General features: G+C 42.2%; 15 protein-coding genes. 13 read left to right on the top strand and 2 right to left on the bottom strand.

Annotated elements, in window-relative coordinates; translation table 11 throughout:
• Nucleotides 1-177: 177 nt before the first annotated feature.
• The 7 genes from BLR42_RS04790 to BLR42_RS04760 all read left to right on the top strand — a co-directional run bounded on the left by BLR42_RS04790 (nucleotide 178) and on the right by BLR42_RS04760 (nucleotide 8,246).
• The gene (locus tag BLR42_RS04790) at nucleotides 178-1,113 is read left to right on the top strand and encodes an alpha/beta fold hydrolase (RefSeq protein ID WP_022760944.1); all 936 of its coding nucleotides are present in this window, start codon (nucleotides 178-180) and stop codon (nucleotides 1,111-1,113) included.
• A 68-nt stretch (nucleotides 1,114-1,181) separates the two neighbouring features.
• Nucleotides 1,182-1,898: a YesL family protein gene (locus tag BLR42_RS04785; RefSeq protein ID WP_091867069.1), complete on the top strand. Its 717-nt coding sequence runs from the start codon at nucleotides 1,182-1,184 to the stop codon at nucleotides 1,896-1,898.
• A gap of 304 nt (nucleotides 1,899-2,202) precedes the next feature.
• Nucleotides 2,203-3,312: an ABC transporter ATP-binding protein gene (locus BLR42_RS04780; protein WP_022760946.1), complete on the top strand. Its 1,110-nt coding sequence runs from the start codon at nucleotides 2,203-2,205 to the stop codon at nucleotides 3,310-3,312.
• A gap of 72 nt (nucleotides 3,313-3,384) precedes the next feature.
• Nucleotides 3,385-4,554 carry a serine hydrolase domain-containing protein gene (locus BLR42_RS04775; protein ID WP_091867067.1) on the top strand — a complete coding sequence of 390 codons (1,170 nt, stop codon included), beginning with the start codon at nucleotides 3,385-3,387 and terminating at the stop codon, nucleotides 4,552-4,554.
• Between the two features lie 257 nt (nucleotides 4,555-4,811).
• On the top strand, nucleotides 4,812-6,329 hold the full coding sequence (locus BLR42_RS04770) for an ABC transporter substrate-binding protein (protein WP_170832632.1): 1,518 nt from the start codon (nucleotides 4,812-4,814) through the stop codon (nucleotides 6,327-6,329).
• Between the two features lie 93 nt (nucleotides 6,330-6,422).
• Complete coding sequence (locus tag BLR42_RS04765; protein ID WP_026498716.1) at nucleotides 6,423-7,340, top strand: ABC transporter permease; 918 nt, start codon at nucleotides 6,423-6,425, stop codon at nucleotides 7,338-7,340.
• An 18-nt stretch (nucleotides 7,341-7,358) separates the two neighbouring features.
• Nucleotides 7,359-8,246, top strand: a complete 888-nt coding sequence (locus BLR42_RS04760; RefSeq protein WP_022760949.1) for a carbohydrate ABC transporter permease — start codon at nucleotides 7,359-7,361, stop codon at nucleotides 8,244-8,246.
• A 15-nt stretch (nucleotides 8,247-8,261) separates the two neighbouring features.
• On the opposite strand, the gene BLR42_RS04755 is transcribed toward BLR42_RS04760, so the two are convergent.
• Together BLR42_RS04755 and BLR42_RS04750 are read right to left on the bottom strand one after the other, a co-directional pair.
• The gene (locus tag BLR42_RS04755; RefSeq protein WP_026498715.1) at nucleotides 8,262-8,996 is read right to left on the bottom strand and encodes a response regulator transcription factor; all 735 of its coding nucleotides are present in this window, start codon (nucleotides 8,994-8,996) and stop codon (nucleotides 8,262-8,264) included.
• On the bottom strand, nucleotides 8,974-10,824 hold the full coding sequence (locus BLR42_RS04750; RefSeq protein ID WP_091867063.1) for a sensor histidine kinase: 1,851 nt from the start codon (nucleotides 10,822-10,824) through the stop codon (nucleotides 8,974-8,976). Before BLR42_RS04750 ends, BLR42_RS04755 begins: the two co-directional genes overlap by 23 nt.
• A gap of 104 nt (nucleotides 10,825-10,928) precedes the next feature.
• On the opposite strand from BLR42_RS04750, the gene BLR42_RS04745 reads away from it, so the two are divergent.
• The 6 genes from BLR42_RS04745 (at nucleotide 10,929) to BLR42_RS04720 (ending at nucleotide 17,837) form a co-directional block, all read left to right on the top strand.
• Nucleotides 10,929-12,539, top strand: coding sequence for an ABC transporter substrate-binding protein (locus BLR42_RS04745; protein WP_091867061.1), 1,611 nt, complete (start codon nucleotides 10,929-10,931; stop codon nucleotides 12,537-12,539).
• A 45-nt stretch (nucleotides 12,540-12,584) separates the two neighbouring features.
• A complete protein-coding gene (locus tag BLR42_RS04740) occupies nucleotides 12,585-14,183 on the top strand; it encodes an alpha-L-arabinofuranosidase C-terminal domain-containing protein (RefSeq protein ID WP_091867059.1) in 1,599 nt (532 codons plus the stop codon).
• Between the two features lie 174 nt (nucleotides 14,184-14,357).
• Entirely contained in the window at nucleotides 14,358-15,449 is a 1,092-nt protein-coding gene (locus tag BLR42_RS04735) for a PucR family transcriptional regulator (protein ID WP_091867057.1), read from the top strand.
• An 89-nt stretch (nucleotides 15,450-15,538) separates the two neighbouring features.
• Nucleotides 15,539-16,093 (top strand): tRNA adenosine(34) deaminase TadA, encoded by a 555-nt coding sequence (gene tadA, locus BLR42_RS04730; protein ID WP_091867055.1) that lies wholly within the window; start codon nucleotides 15,539-15,541, stop codon nucleotides 16,091-16,093.
• Nucleotides 16,083-17,072: a radical SAM protein gene (locus BLR42_RS04725; RefSeq protein ID WP_242879197.1), complete on the top strand. Its 990-nt coding sequence runs from the start codon at nucleotides 16,083-16,085 to the stop codon at nucleotides 17,070-17,072. The genes tadA and BLR42_RS04725 overlap by 11 nt, the downstream gene beginning before the upstream one ends.
• Nucleotides 17,073-17,291: 219 nt before the next feature.
• Nucleotides 17,292-17,837 (top strand): hypothetical protein, encoded by a 546-nt coding sequence (locus BLR42_RS04720; protein WP_026498709.1) that lies wholly within the window; start codon nucleotides 17,292-17,294, stop codon nucleotides 17,835-17,837.
• Nucleotides 17,838-17,875 lie beyond the last annotated feature (38 nt).

The raw sequence follows: 17,875 nt of genomic DNA, 5'->3' as shown, positions 1-17,875 counted from the left end.
TCCTTTATTAAATGAAGTTAATATGATAATTATGGAAGGCCTGTTTCAAAATAGAGACAGGCTTTCATTTTTTTATAAAAAATTATCAATTTAACGAATTTTTAAGAATACGGATTTACGATATTGTGGTAAAATATCCCTAGAAGGTATATTCTGTATGCATATAAGGGGGTTTTTATGGCACGCAAAGAGGAACTTACTTACAAATCTAGAGACCGCGAGACTACAATTCATGCTATTAGATGGATTCCTGATGAGAAACCCATAGCGATATTACAGATCATCCATGGTATGCAGGAATACATTGATCGTTACGACGAATTCGCTAATTACATGGCAAATAACGGAGTCATGGTTATCGGTAATGATCACCTTGGACATGGAGATTCCGTTTCAACTAAAGTGCCCTACGGATATTTTTGTAAAAACGATCCTGCGACGGTTATCCTTCGTGATGCGCACAGACTTAAGAAGATGACACAGGAAGAGTATCCGGGACTTCCGGTAATCCTTCTGGGACACAGTTTTGGTTCCTTTGTGGCAAGAGAGTATCTTACCAGATACGGCACAGGTATCCAGGGTGCGATTATTCAGGGCACAGGCTGGCAGTCACCCGGAACAATTAAATCAGGAAAATCGTTATGTGCGATCCTCGGCGCTTTCTTTGGAGAGAAGCACCGCTCGAACTTCCTTAACAACATGGCATTTAAGGCTTACAACAGCAGAATTTCAAGCCCCAAGACTAAGTTTGACTGGCTTTCACATAATGAGGAGAGCGTTAAGAAGTACGAAAATGATCCCAAGGACAATTTCGTATTCACAGTGAACGGATTTGAGACACTGTTCGAGGTTCTCTCAAGAGTTCAGGATCTTGGCAAGATGGATGATATTCCGAAGAAGCTGCCGATCCTTCTCACAGCAGGTAAGGAAGATCCGGTTGGAGAGTACGGCAAGAGTGTTGAACACCTCTACGGAATCTGGAAGGATCAGATAGGGCTTCAGAATCTCGAAATCAAGCTTTATGACGGAATGAGACATGAGCTGCAACAGGAGATCGGAAGAGAAAAGGTATTTTCAGATCAGCTCGAATGGATTAAGAAAACAATAAAATAATATACAATTTTCGCCCAGGCATGTTATAGTAGTGCTTGGGCGTTTTTGTATTTTAAAGGAGTAGTTTTATGGGAAAGATATTTGATTTAGACAGTCCTGTTATGAGAGTCTTGAATGTAGTAGCGGATCTCATGATTTTGAATTTTGCGGTTTTGCTGTTTGTGCTTGTCCCCTTTACGGGCGGCGCAGCCCTTACGGCTATGCATTATGTCCTTCTGAAAATAGTAAGAAATGAAGAGACTTATGTACTTAAAGGGTTTTGGAAATCCTTCAAACTGAATTTCAAACAGGCAGCAATTATTTGGATAATTATCGTTGTGATTTCAGCGATTATTGGTATGGATTTTTGGTGGATATATAATAATGCAGGTGCCATTCCTCCGGTTTATGCATATATAATGTTTGGAATCACCGTTATTCTGTATATGGTTTCACTGTATATATTCCCACTGCTTGCAAGATTCGATAACCCTATCAGGGGAACACTGAAAAATGCAGTAATGTTTGCAATCCTGGGACTTCCCAGAACAGTTGCAATGGCAATTATTTCACTTATTCCGCTGTTACTTTTGTACTTCTTTGAACTTAGAATTATACCGATTCTGATGATGTTCGGATTTACAGGACCGGGGTTCCTTATGGCGGTTCTTTACAATGGATTGTTTCTTAAATTTGAGCCCAAGGTTGAGGCTCCGAAGGATGATGAGATGCATCTTGACGATGAGGACGACGAGGAGCTTCAGGCAGCAATCAAGAGATTGCAGGAGGCAAGGGACAAGAAGTGATCCCTCATCCGTCGCTACGCGACACCTTCCCCCAAAGGGGGAAGGCGTTTTTAGTATATGGCCTTCCCCTTGGGGGGAAGGTGGTCCGAAGGACCGGATGAGAGGCAAGTTGCACATAAGATTTTACTTTCTTTGTGCAAATAGTCATAACCAATTTATAAAAAAATTATAAATAAGCATTTTTTACAACGATTAAGGAAATCTTTGTATAATAGTTGCATAGCCAAAGCAAAACGCTTTGGCTATACTTGTTTTTGTTAGGAGCGAGACGCTCTTTTTATTTGCACAGAGGAGGAAAAGGAAAATGGCAAGTTTAACACTTGAAAATGTATGCAAAGTTTATCCTAACGGGTTCGAAGCTGTTAAGAATTTCAATCTTGATATCCAGGACAAGGAATTCATCATCTTCGTTGGGCCTTCAGGATGTGGTAAGTCAACAACTCTTCGTATGATCGCAGGTCTTGAAGATATTTCTTCAGGTACACTTAAGATCGGTGATCGCGTAGTTAACGATGTAGAGCCTAAGGACAGAGATATCGCAATGGTATTCCAGAACTACGCTCTTTATCCTCATATGACAGTATATGATAACATGGCATTCGGCCTTAAGCTTCGTAAGGTTCCGAAGGCTGAGATCGACAAGATGGTTAAGGATGCAGCTAAGATCCTTGATCTTACAAACCTTCTTGATCGTAAGCCGAAGGCTCTTTCCGGTGGTCAGAGACAGCGTGTTGCTATGGGTCGTGCTATCGTTCGTAATCCTAAGGTATTCCTTATGGATGAGCCTCTTTCAAACCTTGATGCTAAGCTCCGTGTTCAGATGAGAACTGAGATCGCTAAGCTTCACCAGAGACTTGGTACCACAATCATCTACGTTACACACGATCAGACCGAGGCTATGACACTTGGTACCAGAATCGTTGTTATGAAGGACGGTGTTGTTCAGCAGGTTGATACACCTCAGAACCTCTATGACAAGCCTACAAACCTTTTCGTTGCAGGATTCATGGGTTCACCTCAGATGAACTTCCTTGATGCAGAGGTTGAGGTTTCAGGCGACAAGGCTAGCCTTAAGATCGCTGGTCAGTCAATCGAGCTTCCTCCGGCTAAGGCTAAGAAGGTTATCGATGGCGGCTACGCTGGAAAGACAGTTACATTCGGTATCCGTCCTGAGGATGTTGATGATTCCGAGATGGTTGTTAGCACATCTAAGGCTGTATTTGAGTCTACAATCAACGTATACGAGCTTCTTGGTGCAGAAGTTTATCTGTACTTTGATCTTGCAGGCTTCCCTGTAACAGCACGAGTTGATTCTCGCACAACAGCTCGTCCCGGCGACAAGGTTAAGTTCGCATTCGACGTTGAGAAGATTCACGTATTCGACAAAGAGACAGAGAAGGTTATCACAAACTAATCTGTTTATTGAAGAAAAATGTAAGCGCGGCTCGAAAGAGCCGCGTTATTTTTATATTGAAGGAGGGTTAGTATGAAAGACTTTAGAAAACTTGATGAACTGATAAGGTCATTTGTTGATAGGGGAACAAATCCCGGATGTGCAGTTGCAATCATGCAGGGTGATGAACTGCTCTATCATGGGGAAGCCGGATATGCGGATATCGAATCGAAAAGGGAAGTGAATGTCCACAGTATGTTCAGCCAGGCATCAACTACAAAACTGTTCACCTATGCTATTTTGGGAATGATATTCGAAGAAGGTAAATTCCTTTTCAGTGATCCGCTTTATTATTATTTGCCGGAATGGAAGAACACAAAAAAATATGTAGTACGTCCAAATGGCGATATTGATACTGAACCGCTGGATAAACCAATCACTATCAGAGATGCGGTAGCAATGATGTGCGGACTACCCTACTGTATGATGCCGGATGTTAATCCCTCAACACCTACACTGGCAGCGATGAGTAAAAAGATGGAGGAACTTCTGAAAAAGGGACCAACAACCATAGCAGAAGAAGTGCGCGCCATGGCTGATGTACCTGTTATGTTTGAGCCCGGATCTCATTGGCTTTATGGATTCGGCTCTGAGATCACCGGTGTTCTTGTTGAGACATTCGAAGAAAAGCCTCTGCGAGAAGTGTTTAAGGAAAGACTGATAGAGCCTTTGGGATTTAAAGATGCAGATACCTTTGTACGTCCGTCAAATAAAGACAGGGTTGTAGTAAATTATGCGAAGAAGGGACCGGGAGACTTTGAAAAGACAGGAGACTTTTTATCCCTGGATCCTGATAGTGTTCCGGCAGGTGCCCGTCCGAATCTGTTTATAAGTGCTGCCGACTTTGCAGTATTTATGCAGATGCTTGCAAATGGAGGCACATACAAAGGAAGAAAGTATCTTGGCAGTGGTACAGTTGCCATGCTCCATGAAAACCAGCTGGGACCTCAGCAGCTGGCAGATTTTGAGAATGATTACCTTGCAGGATACGGCTATGGACTTGGGTTCCGTACTCTTCTTACCCAGAAGTATGGACATAATGGACATGTGGGCAACTTTGGATGGACTGGCGGCTCAGGAATATGGGTTGAAGCTGATCCTGTTGAAAAATTCTCTGTAGCATATATGCACAATATGAGACCCAATGAGGAATTGTATCATCATCATAGAGTAAGAGCTGTAGTAAATGGAATAATGCTATAAAAAGTGAATAAAATATGTTAAATAATATAAAAAGGCGCCCAAAAAGGCGCCTTTTTTGTGACATTTTTGTACAAAAATTTGGTGTAAAAAGTTTTACTATAAGAAATGTACAAAAAAAACGAACAATAGTGCATATCATCCGTTCACTATTTATTGTATAAATAAATACAACGAAATGGCAAAAAATGGAACATCATTTGTTCATTTTGCCGATTCAAAACCGTAACAAAAAAATTTTAGTAGGAGGATGTAACAAAATGAAAAAAAAGAGATTGGTAGCCTTACTATCTGCTCTGACGATGGTCCTTAGCCTTACCGCTTGTGGCGGAAGCAGCGCAGGAACAGCCGGCGGCAGCGAAGCATCAAGTTCTGATCAGGCCAGCGGGGACAGTGCCGGATCAGGCGAATATGTCAAGCTCGTAGTTTGGGGAAATGGTAATGCTGACACAGAGGATTGCAATGAAGTTGCTGAAGCAATCAGCAAGATCACACGTGAAAAGATCGGTTGTGAGATTGATCTTGTTCGTGGACAGGATGCAGAACAGATTAACCTTGCTCTGACCTCCGGTGAAGCTATTGATCTTATGTGCTACAACAACATAAGTGGTCAGTTTAACACTGTAGTTAATAATAATTGGGCATATCCCCTTGATGATCTTTTAGAGAAATATGGACAGGGAGCAAAGGGAGTAATTAACGAATATGACCTTGAAGCCTGCAAAAAGGATGGTGTGCTCTATGCACTTCCGAACCAGAAAGATACATCACGTGCAGCCGGATTTGCTATGCGCAAGGACATCTGTGACGAACTTGGTATCACAGTTCCTGAGTACGGCACTTATGATGATATGCACGAAATCCTTGTAAAGGTTCACGAAGCTCATCCTGAGATGGATGCTCTTGTTCCCACATGGGCACAGGGTGGTATGCAGACAACTATTCCCGCTGATCCGCTTGGAGATTCTCTTGGTATCCTTGAGGATTGCCGCGAAGACAGCACAACAGTTGTTGACGAAGCAGAGACAAAGAGCTTCCAGGATTTCTGCAAGATGATGTGGCAGTGGAATCAGGAAGGTTTGGTCATGCCTGATGCTACAACAACTACAGAGAACGCTCTTCTTTCAAACAATGGATTTGCAATGTATGAGAACTGGAAGCCCGGCAAGGAACTTGAGGTTTACAAGGGCAACGGCAAAGAAGTTTACTTCATGAAGATTCATGGACCTATCAAGCATACAGCAATTCCTAATGGTAACTCATGGATGATTCCTTACAGCTCAAAGCATCCTGAAGAAGCTATGAAGCTTTGGAACCTTATGTATACAGATCCTGAAATTTCCAACCTGTTCATCAACGGTATCGAAGGTAAGCACTGGGTATACACTGATGACACCAAGAAGATGATCACATCTCCTGAAGGTGTTGATCCGAACGCTTCCGGTTATTCTTCAATGGATTGGGCATGGCCTAATCAGCAGATTACACCAGTTTGGGAAGGCGCTGAGGATCCCGATCTTTGGACAAAGCTTAACGAGTTTAACAACAGTGGCGAGCCTAGCCCTGCTATGGGATTCATTTGGGACAGCTCACCTGTTATGAACCAGGTAACAGCTTGCAACAACGTTGTATCTTCTTACAGGACCGCTCTTCTTTGGGGCGCTATCGATCCTGAAGAAAACCTTCCTAAGTATATTGACGAACTTAAGGCAGCCGGCATCGATGAGATCATCGCCGAGAAGCAGAAACAGCTTGATGCATTTCTTGCAAGCAAATAATTCTGCCAATAATAATTAACACAAAAAATGCAGGTGTCAAATATCATTTTGGCACCTGCATGATAATATTACTTGAAGGAGGATGGGGTTAGGTTGAAAAAGACAAAGAAAACATTAAAACGCTTCTGGCCGATGTATTTAATGTTCATACCCGGGGTAGTATATCTTTTTATAAATTCATATATTCCGATGTTTGGAATACAGATAGCCTTCAGGCAGTATAATGCTGCGCAAGGTGTATATGGAAGTCCCTGGTGCGGATTTAAAAATTTCGAATTCCTCACCAGAACCAAAGACGCATGGATAATGATCAGAAACACAGTACTTTATAATGTCGTATTTATTGTACTTGGAACTATTCTGGCTGTAGCAACAGCGATCATTCTTAATGAGATCCGCAACAAAACAGCGAAGCAGGCATATCAGACGATTATTCTGATTCCTTTCCTGATTTCAATGGTCATAGTAAGTTATCTTGCTTACGCTTTCCTGAGCACCAGTGATGGCTTCATCAACAACTCACTAGTCAAACTGCTTGGAAAAGAGCCCATTGACTGGTATAACACTGCAAAATATTGGCCCGTTATTCTGGTTCTTATCAATATCTGGAAGGGCCTTGGATACAATATGATCCTCTATTATGCTACCATCTGCGGTATTGACGGCACACTTTATGAAGCTGCTGTTGTGGATGGAGCTAATCGTTGGCAGAAAATTGTTCATGTTACATTGCCCGGTTTGAAATCTACAATTATCATACTGACACTTATGGCTCTTGGCGGAATTTTCCGTTCTGATTTCGGTCTTTTCTATCAGGTTCCGCTCAACTCCGGTCCGCTTATCAATGTAACGCAGACAATTGATACCTACGTATACCGCGGACTTATCCAGAATAACAATGTAGGAATGTCCTCAGCAGCAGGCCTTTATCAGTCCGTTGTTGGATTTGTTCTGGTAGTAACGGCTAACGCTATAGTCAGAAGAATAGACAACGAAAGTTCGCTGTTTTAATAGGAGGATTTTAGAAACATGGTACAAAAAGACAGAGTATTTCAGACCTTGGCAAATGCGCTGATGATCATTCTGGCTATCTGTGCACTTGCTCCTTTCTTTCTTATGCTCATGTCATCACTCACAGATGAACAAACTTTGTTAGCAAACGGATATAGTTTTTTTCCGGAAAAATTTAGTACATATGCTTATAAATATCTGTTTGTTCAATCCGGATCTGTGGCACGTGGTTATGTGATTTCAATATCAGTTACAGTTGTAGGAACTCTATCCAACCTGTTTGTTACTTTGCTATATGCTTATCCGCTTTCAAGAAAAGAGCTTCCCGGAAGACAAATTTTTGCATTCTATCTATTCTTTACAATGCTCTTCTCAGGAGGACTGGTTCCTGCATATTTGATGTGGACACAGACATTCCATATTCGAAATACAGTTATTGCGCTGCTTGTTCCGGGCTTACTTATGAGCCCTTTTAACGTCATTATGATGCGTACATACTTCACCACCAATATTCCTGATGAAGTTATTGATGCAGCAAGAGTTGACGGAGCAGGTGAATTTGGAATCCTTTTCAAGGTGGTATTCCCTATGGCGTTGCCGATAACCGCTACAATCGGGCTCCTGGTTGGACTTGCATACTGGAATGACTGGATGAATGGTCTGTATTATATCAATGATGACAAACTCTACAGTATTCAGGTACTGCTTATGAAGATTCAGCGTAATCTGGATCAGCTCAGGCAGCAGGCTCAGAACGGTAGTGGAAATGTTAACATGGCTGATCTGCCTTCAACTTCTGTAAGAATGGCATTGACGGTTATGGGTATCCTTCCCATTATGATCATATATCCTTTCCTGCAGAGATACTTCGTAAAAGGTATCACAATCGGAGCAGTAAAAGGGTAAGCTGTAAAATACCTGCTATTTGCGGTATTGTTGGGGAGTTTGACCTGTTGTTTTCTTGAACTGCCTGTAAAAATATGAGGTATTGGGGATTCCAACCTGTTCTGCGATATCCGAAATGCTCATAGTCGTGTTTTTTAGTAGGTATTTGGCTTGATCCATTCGTTTTGAATTGATATAAGCTGTAAGCGTTGTTTCAAATTCCTTATGAAAACAAAATGACAGATAATCGGGATTTAGGTGTATGGCATCAGCAATCTTGACACGGTTTAAATCTGCGTCCGACAGATGGTCGCGGATATATCTTCGTACTGTGTGGACAAAACTGCTGTCGTTGATTTTGATGCCGTTACCTGCTTCGCTTTCAGGATTTACCTGTTTCGGGCGCAAAAATGCCATGGCGCGGGATAATTCCTGGTTCAGGTTCTGTTTTCCAATGGGTTTAAGCAGATAATTGAAGCAGTGATAATGCATGGCTTCCTGGGCATAGTCAAAACGCTGATGTCCGGATAATATTATTGTTGTTGGCTGAAGCCCTTCAACATTAAGTTGTTCAAGTAGTTCAAGACCGGTTTCCTTGGGCATCTCGATATCCAGCAGCATCAGATCAACCTGTTCTTTTTTTAGGATAGTCATCCCTTGCTGCGCACTATAGGCTGTGAAGATATGGTCAAATCCAAGTTCTTCTTTATTTATCATACCTACAAGACCTTGAACAATATAGTATTCGTCATCTATTATCAGAAGATTCATGTAAACTCTCCTTTTCCGAGTATTTCTTGTAAGGGAAGCGTATTGTAACACATAATCCCATGCCTTCCGCGTTTGCAAAGCTAAGCATTGCCTCTGATCCAAGAATGAGCCTAAGTCGCATAGCGGTATTATAGAGCCCTATACCGGTTCCCTTCTCCGTAACTTCAGGATGTTCCAGTATATGGTTGTACTTTTCAAGTTTTTCTTCTGACAGACCGCTTCCGGAATCAGTATGCTCAAGGTACACAAAGGTTTCGTTATTTTCAATCCTTTTTGTCGCCTTGACTCGGATAAGAAAAGGCTCGCCCATAATAAGTCCCGTCTTAATGGAATTCTCGGTAAGAGTGAGGAGAATCATCGGGAACACCTCTGCATTCAGTAGATCAAGGTCAATTTCCTTTTCATATTGCAACGTCTCGGGAAATCTGTACTGAGTCAGCAGTATGTAATTTTCGAGATATTCAAGTTCCTCAGACAGCGGAACAATATTCCTGTCAGAAAGCGTATACCGCAGATGAGAGGATAGTGTGGAGATTATCTGATTTGTCACTTCAAGATTTGACTGATCCTGTGCTGACATAAACACAGTGTTCAGACAGTTGATCAGGAAATGAGGAGCAACCTGGTTTTTCAGAGATTTCAATTCAAACTCGCGAGCCTGGAGCTGTTCTTCATAGACACTGATCCTTAGATTACCTATCTCGGATAGTAGTTTATTAAAGGCATCTGTAATCTGGACTGTCTCTTCATAGTTATTTGAAGGAGTGATTCTGGTGTCCAGATTTCCGGATCGGATGTTCCTGGTTACTGCCATAAGAGATTTGGTCGGGATCTCAATGATCATCCGTCCCATGCGGCTATAGGATATAAAAAAGCAAACAGCCCATAAGATAATAAGTGCCAAAAGATAATAAAGAGATCGGAAAGCCTGTAAAAACTGCTTTTGAGGAAGCAGCACGGTAAAGCAGTAATCTGAAAAGCTTTGTCTAAAGGAGATAATGATCCTTTTTCCGATGCCCGGGATACTTACAGTAACAGGACCGGAGAGAGATTTCTCAACAGGGAGATTTGGTTCTTTCCCGGAATCATTCGCATTGCCATTTTCTGCAAAGGTATTACCGGAAAACAGCACTTGTCCGGAGCTGTCTGTAATCAGTAGGATGGCATCATTTCCGAAAAACTCTTCAAATCCTGGAAGGTTGTTTAGATCAATCCATGCGCCACCGTATATTCCGCCTACTCTAAATGTCCTGATAAGGCAGTTCTGATCTTCAATAAAATACCAGTTTTGAGGAAGATCAGCGCCGGATCCGTCGTCTTTCAGGTGCGCTTGTAAAAGTGATCTGATAAAAGAAGGGAACGGATAGCCCGAACTGGTACCTGTATTGGCAGTATTATAGACCGGAAGAAATACATCTTTATCGGGATAATACAGGTAAAAGCCCCTGATTACGGAGTGTGGTGTAATCTGAGTAGATAATCGGTTCTGGATACGTGCCATGCAGCCAACTTCCTCATTGCTATCCATGGTAGTACGAAGCCTTATAATATCCGGATCAGATGAGCAGTTGTCGATGAGGAACATGATATTCTGACTGAGCTCAACATCGAGTCTGTTGTCGTAAAAACGAAGAGAATCTTGAACAGAACGATATGAGAATTCACGCAGGTTAAAAAAGATAACCATCGTAACTGCCGCGAGAAGAGTGGTAAAGATGAGCATGGACATTAAAAACAATATACCGAACCGATGCAGCAGAGAATGCTTTCGTTTTGGCCCCGGCAAAATATTATGAAAATAGTGACAAATCTCCTCCATATTGTACATATCCACACCTTCTTTTATTGTTAAAATAATACTGGTTATCTAAAAAATTATCAAGATAATTATATATTCTGCACAATGCTTCATGATAAGGAGAAGTTTCTGGGATGAAAAGAACAATGAGGTGGGCAGCTTTTTTTCTGATTATACTAATTACGGTCACTCTCATAGCATGTGGCAGGAGCAAGACCGGGGTAGAAGAAGTTACAGCTTCTGAATCTGCCGAAACAACTGAAAGTAACATGTCTCCCGCATACAGCAAGGCAATAGAAGATCGCAGAGCTGAGTATGAGAAGACAGGAGAGTATCAAAAGGTCACTTATGCTATATATACCTGGACCGGTAGCCCCATTGGTATAGAGAGAATACAGGAAGCAATGAATAAAATCCTGCGTAAGAAGCTATGTCTGGAGATAGAGCTTTTGGCGATGGATTTTTCTTCATACGGTCAGGATGTTCATCTGAAACTGACAAACAATGACGAACAAATTGACTGGTTCGGCGGAAATGTCATCGGGTATACACTCTGCGTAAATAATGGATTTTGCTATGACCTTAATAAGGACGATTTACTTAAAAATTATGGACCGGGAATAGAGGAGCTTATCCCTGAAAAATACCAGGAAGCATGCAAATATGCCGGTCATCTGTATGGCATTCCTCCGGTAAAGGACTACGCCATTACTACAGCAGCTATTGTGATAGGAAAGGAATATCTTGATGCAATCGGCTATGAATATGAGGAGGACGAAAACCAGGAAGTTCACTCAACCTGGGATGAAATAGAAAAAATATATGTAAAGCTTCAAAGCAAATTTCCGGATAAGTGGGTATTTGCAGTATCAGGTAATCAGTTTGCGCAAGGCTCCATCGTTGATAACCTTGGTAATGACTGGTTCGGTGTACTTTTGGATCCAACGAAGGACAGGACGGTCACAAACCTGATGGAGAGCAATGAGTGGATGGATATGGTCGAGCGCATGCACAGATGGAATCAGATGGGATTTATATCCCCGGACGCTTTGAGCGATAAGAGCTCCAGCTCCGCAAGGATTAAGTCCGGAGACTATATGTCGATGCTTGCTCCGTCAAAACCCGGTTACAAGTCCCAGATATCCGGCGAATGCGGAAGGGAAATGATTGTGTTTCGCTTAGGACAAAGCATAATCAAATCTACAGGTATCACATCCGTAATTTCATGTCTTAATCAGTCTTCTCCTGACCCTGTTGCTGCAGTGCAGCTTATGAATGAGCTGTACACCGATCCGGAGCTATCTACATTACTTGTATGGGGCGAAGAGGGTGTGGATTATGTTACAAAACCTGATGGGAGCATTGATTTTCCTGATGGCGTGAACATACAAAATGCAGAGTGGTATCACACTATGAACTGGGAGATGCCCAACCAGTATATATGCCCTTACTGGACCGGTGACTCACAGGATTTGGGTTCAAGGATAATGGAATTCAATGCGAACGCGGAGACATCCATCGCCTTGGGCTTTACCTTTGACAATAGTCAATATACCGCAGAATATGCGGCATTACAAAACATATATGATGAGTATTCAAATCAGCTTCTGTACGGCTTTCTGGATCCTGTTTCAGGAACGGCGGAATTTAACGAAAAACTGAAACAAGCAGGTTTAGACGAATATATTGCGGAGAAGCAGAGACAGTTTGATTTGTGGCTGGCTGAAAATGACAAAAATTATTGAAATGTCATCACGGAATTAATGATTGAGAATAGAAAGGAAAAGAAAATGGCTAAAAAGGCAAAAGTTTCTATTAATCCGAATTTTAGGATAGGAAATATATCAAAACGTATTTATGGTGCATTCATGGAACCCATCGGATCGATCGTTTACGGAAATATGTACAACCCGAAGCATCCGACTGCAGATGAGCAGGGATTTCGAAAAGACTGGATTGAGGCTTTGAAAAAAACAGATGTGCCTGCGGTTCGTCTTCCCGGAGGCAATTTTGTATCCGGCTGGGACTGGAAGGATTCCATTGGTCCTAAGGAAAACAGGAAGGAGCACCTGGATCTGGCCTGGCATCAATATTATCCGAATGATGTCGGACATGACGAGTATCTCCAGTGGGCTGAAAAGGTTGGAATGGAGCCTATGTATACAATAAACCTGGGTACAGGCGGCATAAATGATGCCATCTACAATGTTGAATATACCAACCATGAGGGCGGTACTTACTGGTCAGATCTTCGTAAGAAAAACGGACATGCAAAACCCTATGGAGTTAAAGTCTGGTATCTGGGAAATGAAATGGACGGTCCATGGCAGGTTGCTTCCTGGGAAAAGGATCCCAGAGGTTACGGACTTCTTGTAAATGAAACCTCAAAGGCAATGAAGTGGGTTGATGGAAGTATAGAAACAGCAGTCTGTGTTTCAAGTTCTCCGGATCTTTCACACTATCCTGATTGGGATTTGAAAGTCCTCAAGGAATGTTATAACGCAGTTGACTATATTTCAATGCACCATTATCAGTCGGCAGAAATTGGCAATTATGCGCAGTTCATGGCTGCATCACGTTACTATGAAGACTATATACGTACAGAGATAGCTTTGTGCGATTACGTTCAAGCTTTGATGCACTCTCCTAAAGTAATGAAGCTGTCATTGGATGAGTATGGTGTAATGCCTATGGAGAAAAAAGAGCTTCATTTTGGCAGAGAACCGTACATAGAACCGGGTACACATTATCTCTTTGATCCGGAGCGCGAATATGTTCGCCATGATCCGGATAATATGCCTTCCAGGTCATTCCCGCCTATGGATCCGATGCTTATGGCACTTGGGAATGCAGCTGTTATCCTTGAGATGCTTCGCCATGCAGATCGTGTAAAGATAGGCTGTATGACATCAGGTCTCGGTGTGGCAGCAGGCTGTGACCATGATCATGTATTCACGATTCCGGCATATTATCCATATGCAGATCTTATGAAATATGGTCATGGAATATCTCTGCAGACTTCTGTTGAGTGTGAGACATATGATTTAGAAAGTTTTGCCCTCGATGATACGCATAAGTACCACGAACAGAATCAGGTGGACTTTATTGACAGCGCGGCAGCGTATGATTCTGAGACTGGTGAACTGACTGTTTTTGTTATAAATCGTGACTGGGAGGACAGTGCAGACTTTACACTGGATATAACAGGACTTACAGGAATGCGCTTTGAAGGGCACACAGAGATGTTCACTGAAAACAGAACACCGGATGAAGAAGCAGATAAAAATATTGTACCCAAAGAGGCTACAGACACTGTCGGCAATGAGATGACAGTAAAAGCAGAACTTAAGCCGTTGTCCTGGAATGTATTTCGTTTTGTGAAGGAATAAAGAGTAAAAATAGTGAATGACAATTTAGTATTGCCGTTCACTATTTTTTTGAGTGCTTAAGAGACATAAAACCACTTGAACTCCGCTATTTTGAAAAGTAAAATGATTGTAGATTAGATTTTTGCACGGTAAAATGTGCAAAACTGTACTACAAAAAAAGTGGTGGAGGCATAAATGATTACTGCGCAGATTATACAAAACAGTATTGATGAACTTTCTGCTATTACGAGGGTTCAGCTCAGTGTTATGGATTTGAAGGGAAAGGTTGTGGCTGCAACTGCAGAAGCTCCGAAGTTTGAGGGATCATTCATTTCGGACTTTGCCGCATCACAGGTTGATTCTCAGGTTATTGGCGGAATGCATCTTTTGAAGATTATGGATGAGGGTGATCTTTCATATATCCTACTTGCCAAGGGGCAGGGCGAAGATGCATATATGGTCGGAAAAATCTGTGTAAGTCAGCTGCAGAATCTGATAGTTGCTTATAAGGAAAGATATGACAGGAACAATTTTTTCCAGAATCTGCTTCTTGATAATCTGCTTCTTATCGATATCTATAACCGCGCAAAGAAACTTAGAATTGATGTCAATGTGCCAAGAGTAATAATCATTGTTGAGACAAAGGCAGGACGTGACAGCGGTGCGGCTGAGCTGCTCGGAAGCATGTACACCAGCGGAAGCGGCGACTATGTGACAGCTGTGGACGAGACCAGTGTTATTCTGATAAAGGCTCTTAAGTCAGGTGAAACCTATGAGGAAATAGCCGGTGTTGCCACAACAATTGTAGATATGATGAACACAGAGGCAATGCTTGATGTTCGTGTATCCTACGGCACAATAGTCGGCGAGATCAAGGATCTGAGTAAATCCTATAAGGAAGCGAAGATGGCACTCGATGTCGGCAAGATTTTCTACGCAGAAAAGCGAGTAATTGCGTACAACATGCTCGGCATCGGAAGACTGATTTATCAGCTTCCCGTAAACCTGTGCAAGGTTTTCATAGATGAGATATTCGGAGACCGCGAGATTCCCGAGAATCTTGATGAGGAAACTCTTAACACAATCAACAAGTTCTTTGAGAATAACCTGAATGTATCTGAGACCTCCAGACAGCTGTTTGTGCACAGAAATACGCTTGTTTACAGAATTGAGAAGCTGGAGAAGGCTACAGGACTTGATATCAGAACCTTTGATGAGGCGCTTACCTTCAAGATTGCGCTGATGGTGCTGAACTATATGAAGTATGTGGATTCCGGAAGATTTTGATTGACACAAGAATAAAGCACATGGTGAAAAGCTATGTGCTTTTAGTTTGTTAGGCTGCTAAATTGAGGCATAAAGGAGTTGTAATTAGAATGGCTAAACGTCCGGAATTAAGTGTAAGAACGGAACAGGAAAAACTTGATGAGAAATATATGAGAGCTGCACTGAAGCAGGCCCGCAGGGCTATTGAACTCGGCGAGGTGCCGATAGGCTGTGTCATAGTATATGAGGGAAAGATTATCGGACGAGGGTATAATCGTAGAAATACCAATAAATCCGTGCTTTGCCATGCTGAGATTACCGCAGTGAAAAAGGCATGTAAGAAGATGGGCGACTGGAGGCTTGAGGAGTGCACCATGTATGTGACACTTGAGCCCTGCCAGATGTGCGCCGGTGCTATCGTTCAGTCAAGAATTCCCCGCGTAGTGATGGGAGCTTCAAGTCCCAAGGCCGGAAGCGCAGGAACGGTTATTAATATTCTTGAGAATCCGGAGTTTAACCATCAGGTGGATATTACCAAGGGAGTTCTTGAAAAGGACTGCAGTGATATTTTAAAGGAATTTTTCACGGAGCTGAGGAAGCGGAATAAGGCTGAGAAAGAAGCCAGAAAGCTGGCCGAGGCGGAAGGAGAAAATTTTGCTGGATAATTGTAGAATCTGTCCCAGAGGCTGCGGCGTTAACAGAATATCCGGAGAGCTTGGTTACTGCGGACAGGGAGCTGTTTTGACAGCAGCCAGAGCTTATCTTCATGCATGGGAGGAACCCTGCATATCAGGAGAACACGGTTCGGGAACCGTGTTCTTTTCGGGTTGCAATATGCGATGTGTCTTTTGTCAGAATCATGAAATTGCATCAGGTGAGGTAAGTAAAGAGATTTCTGCGGAAAGACTTGTGGAAATCTTTCTTAGGCTGCAGGAAGAGAAGGCTTCTAACATCAATCTTGTTACGCCTACTCACTTTGTACCTCTGATCATACCTGCTCTTGAGGCTGCAAAGCGGCAGGGGCTTCACATTCCGGTTGTCTATAACACAAGTGCTTATGAAAATGTCGATACACTTAAGGCATTGGAGGGGCTTGTTGATATTTATCTGCCTGATTGCAAGTATTATTCCGAGAAGCTGTCGATGAGATACAGTAATGCCCCCGGATATTTTGGAATTGCCATGGATGCTATAGAGGAGATGCTGAGGCAGGTCCACGAGCCGCTGTTTATGTGGGAGAAAAAGGCTGCCGAAGATGATAGACAGTTAACAGACATGTTTGGCGCTATTGAATATAACAGAATAATTGAAGAATTATCTGATGATGATTACAGCGGTCCGCTTATGAAAAGTGGTGTTATTGTGCGCCATCTGATGCTTCCCGGGCAGCTGTCTGATTCTAAGAAAGTTATCAAAGAGCTTCTTTCTCGTTTTGGTGACAAGGTATATTTGAGCATAATGAATCAATTTACCCCCTATGGGGATTTATCTGCTTATCCGGAACTACTCACAGGCGTTAATGCTTCAGAATATGAAGAACTCATAGATTACGCTATCAATCTTGGCATCGAGAATGGCTTCTTCCAGGGAGAGGGCACAGATTCCGAGAGTTTCATTCCCGCCTTTGATTTCGAGGGACTATAAAAAGTAAACATCTTCCTGATGGCTTCCATCACTTTTTCAGACACATGTAACAAACATTTGCACAAATTATTAGTGAAGTATGAACGATTTGTGTACAAAAAGTAAAAAAAGTGCTTAATGAGGTAAAAGATTTACATTCAATCTATACAAAGCATTGTTTATATTTATTTTAGAAATGAAACATCTGTATAGATAAATAAAGGCAACAAAATGAGAAGTATGAAAAAAGTATTAAAAACAACATCGATCCTGACAATGCTCATCGTCATGATGACAGTATCGGCAGGATGCGGCAAGAAGACTGAGAGCTGGGCATATACACATGAGCCCACGGAAGAAGCTATTGCGCTCTATGACAATGGCAAGGCAGTCTTCAAGGGTGAGAAGTATACATATACCAAGGATGATGAGTATATCACCCTTACGGATAAAGATAAAAATGAAACAAAGCTTCGCTATGAAATGAATGGCGATACAATGACTCTCTATGAGAAGTCAACATATAAGCTTAGCAGTGAAGAAGAGCACGACGGACTGGTAGGAACCTGGACACAGGACAACGGCTGGTCATATGTCTTCACGAAAGATGGGGAATTCAGTGAAGAGGGCATTTTCTTTGGACACTACACTGTAGATGAGAAGGATTCATGCATAAAGCTTATGTACAGTGATCCGATAGAGGATGCATATCTTTACTACACACTGAATGATGATGAGCTTATAATCGACTATCCCTGGCCGATGACGAAGACTCAGCAAAATTGAGTATAACCCCTCATCCGTCAGCTTCGCTGACACCTTCT

The organism is Butyrivibrio sp. INlla16 (assembly GCF_900104155.1).
Classification (GTDB): Bacteria; Bacillota; Clostridia; order Lachnospirales; family Lachnospiraceae; genus Butyrivibrio.
The sequence above is the reverse complement of the archived record's forward strand: the minus strand, read 5'-3'. Positions and strand labels throughout refer to the sequence as shown.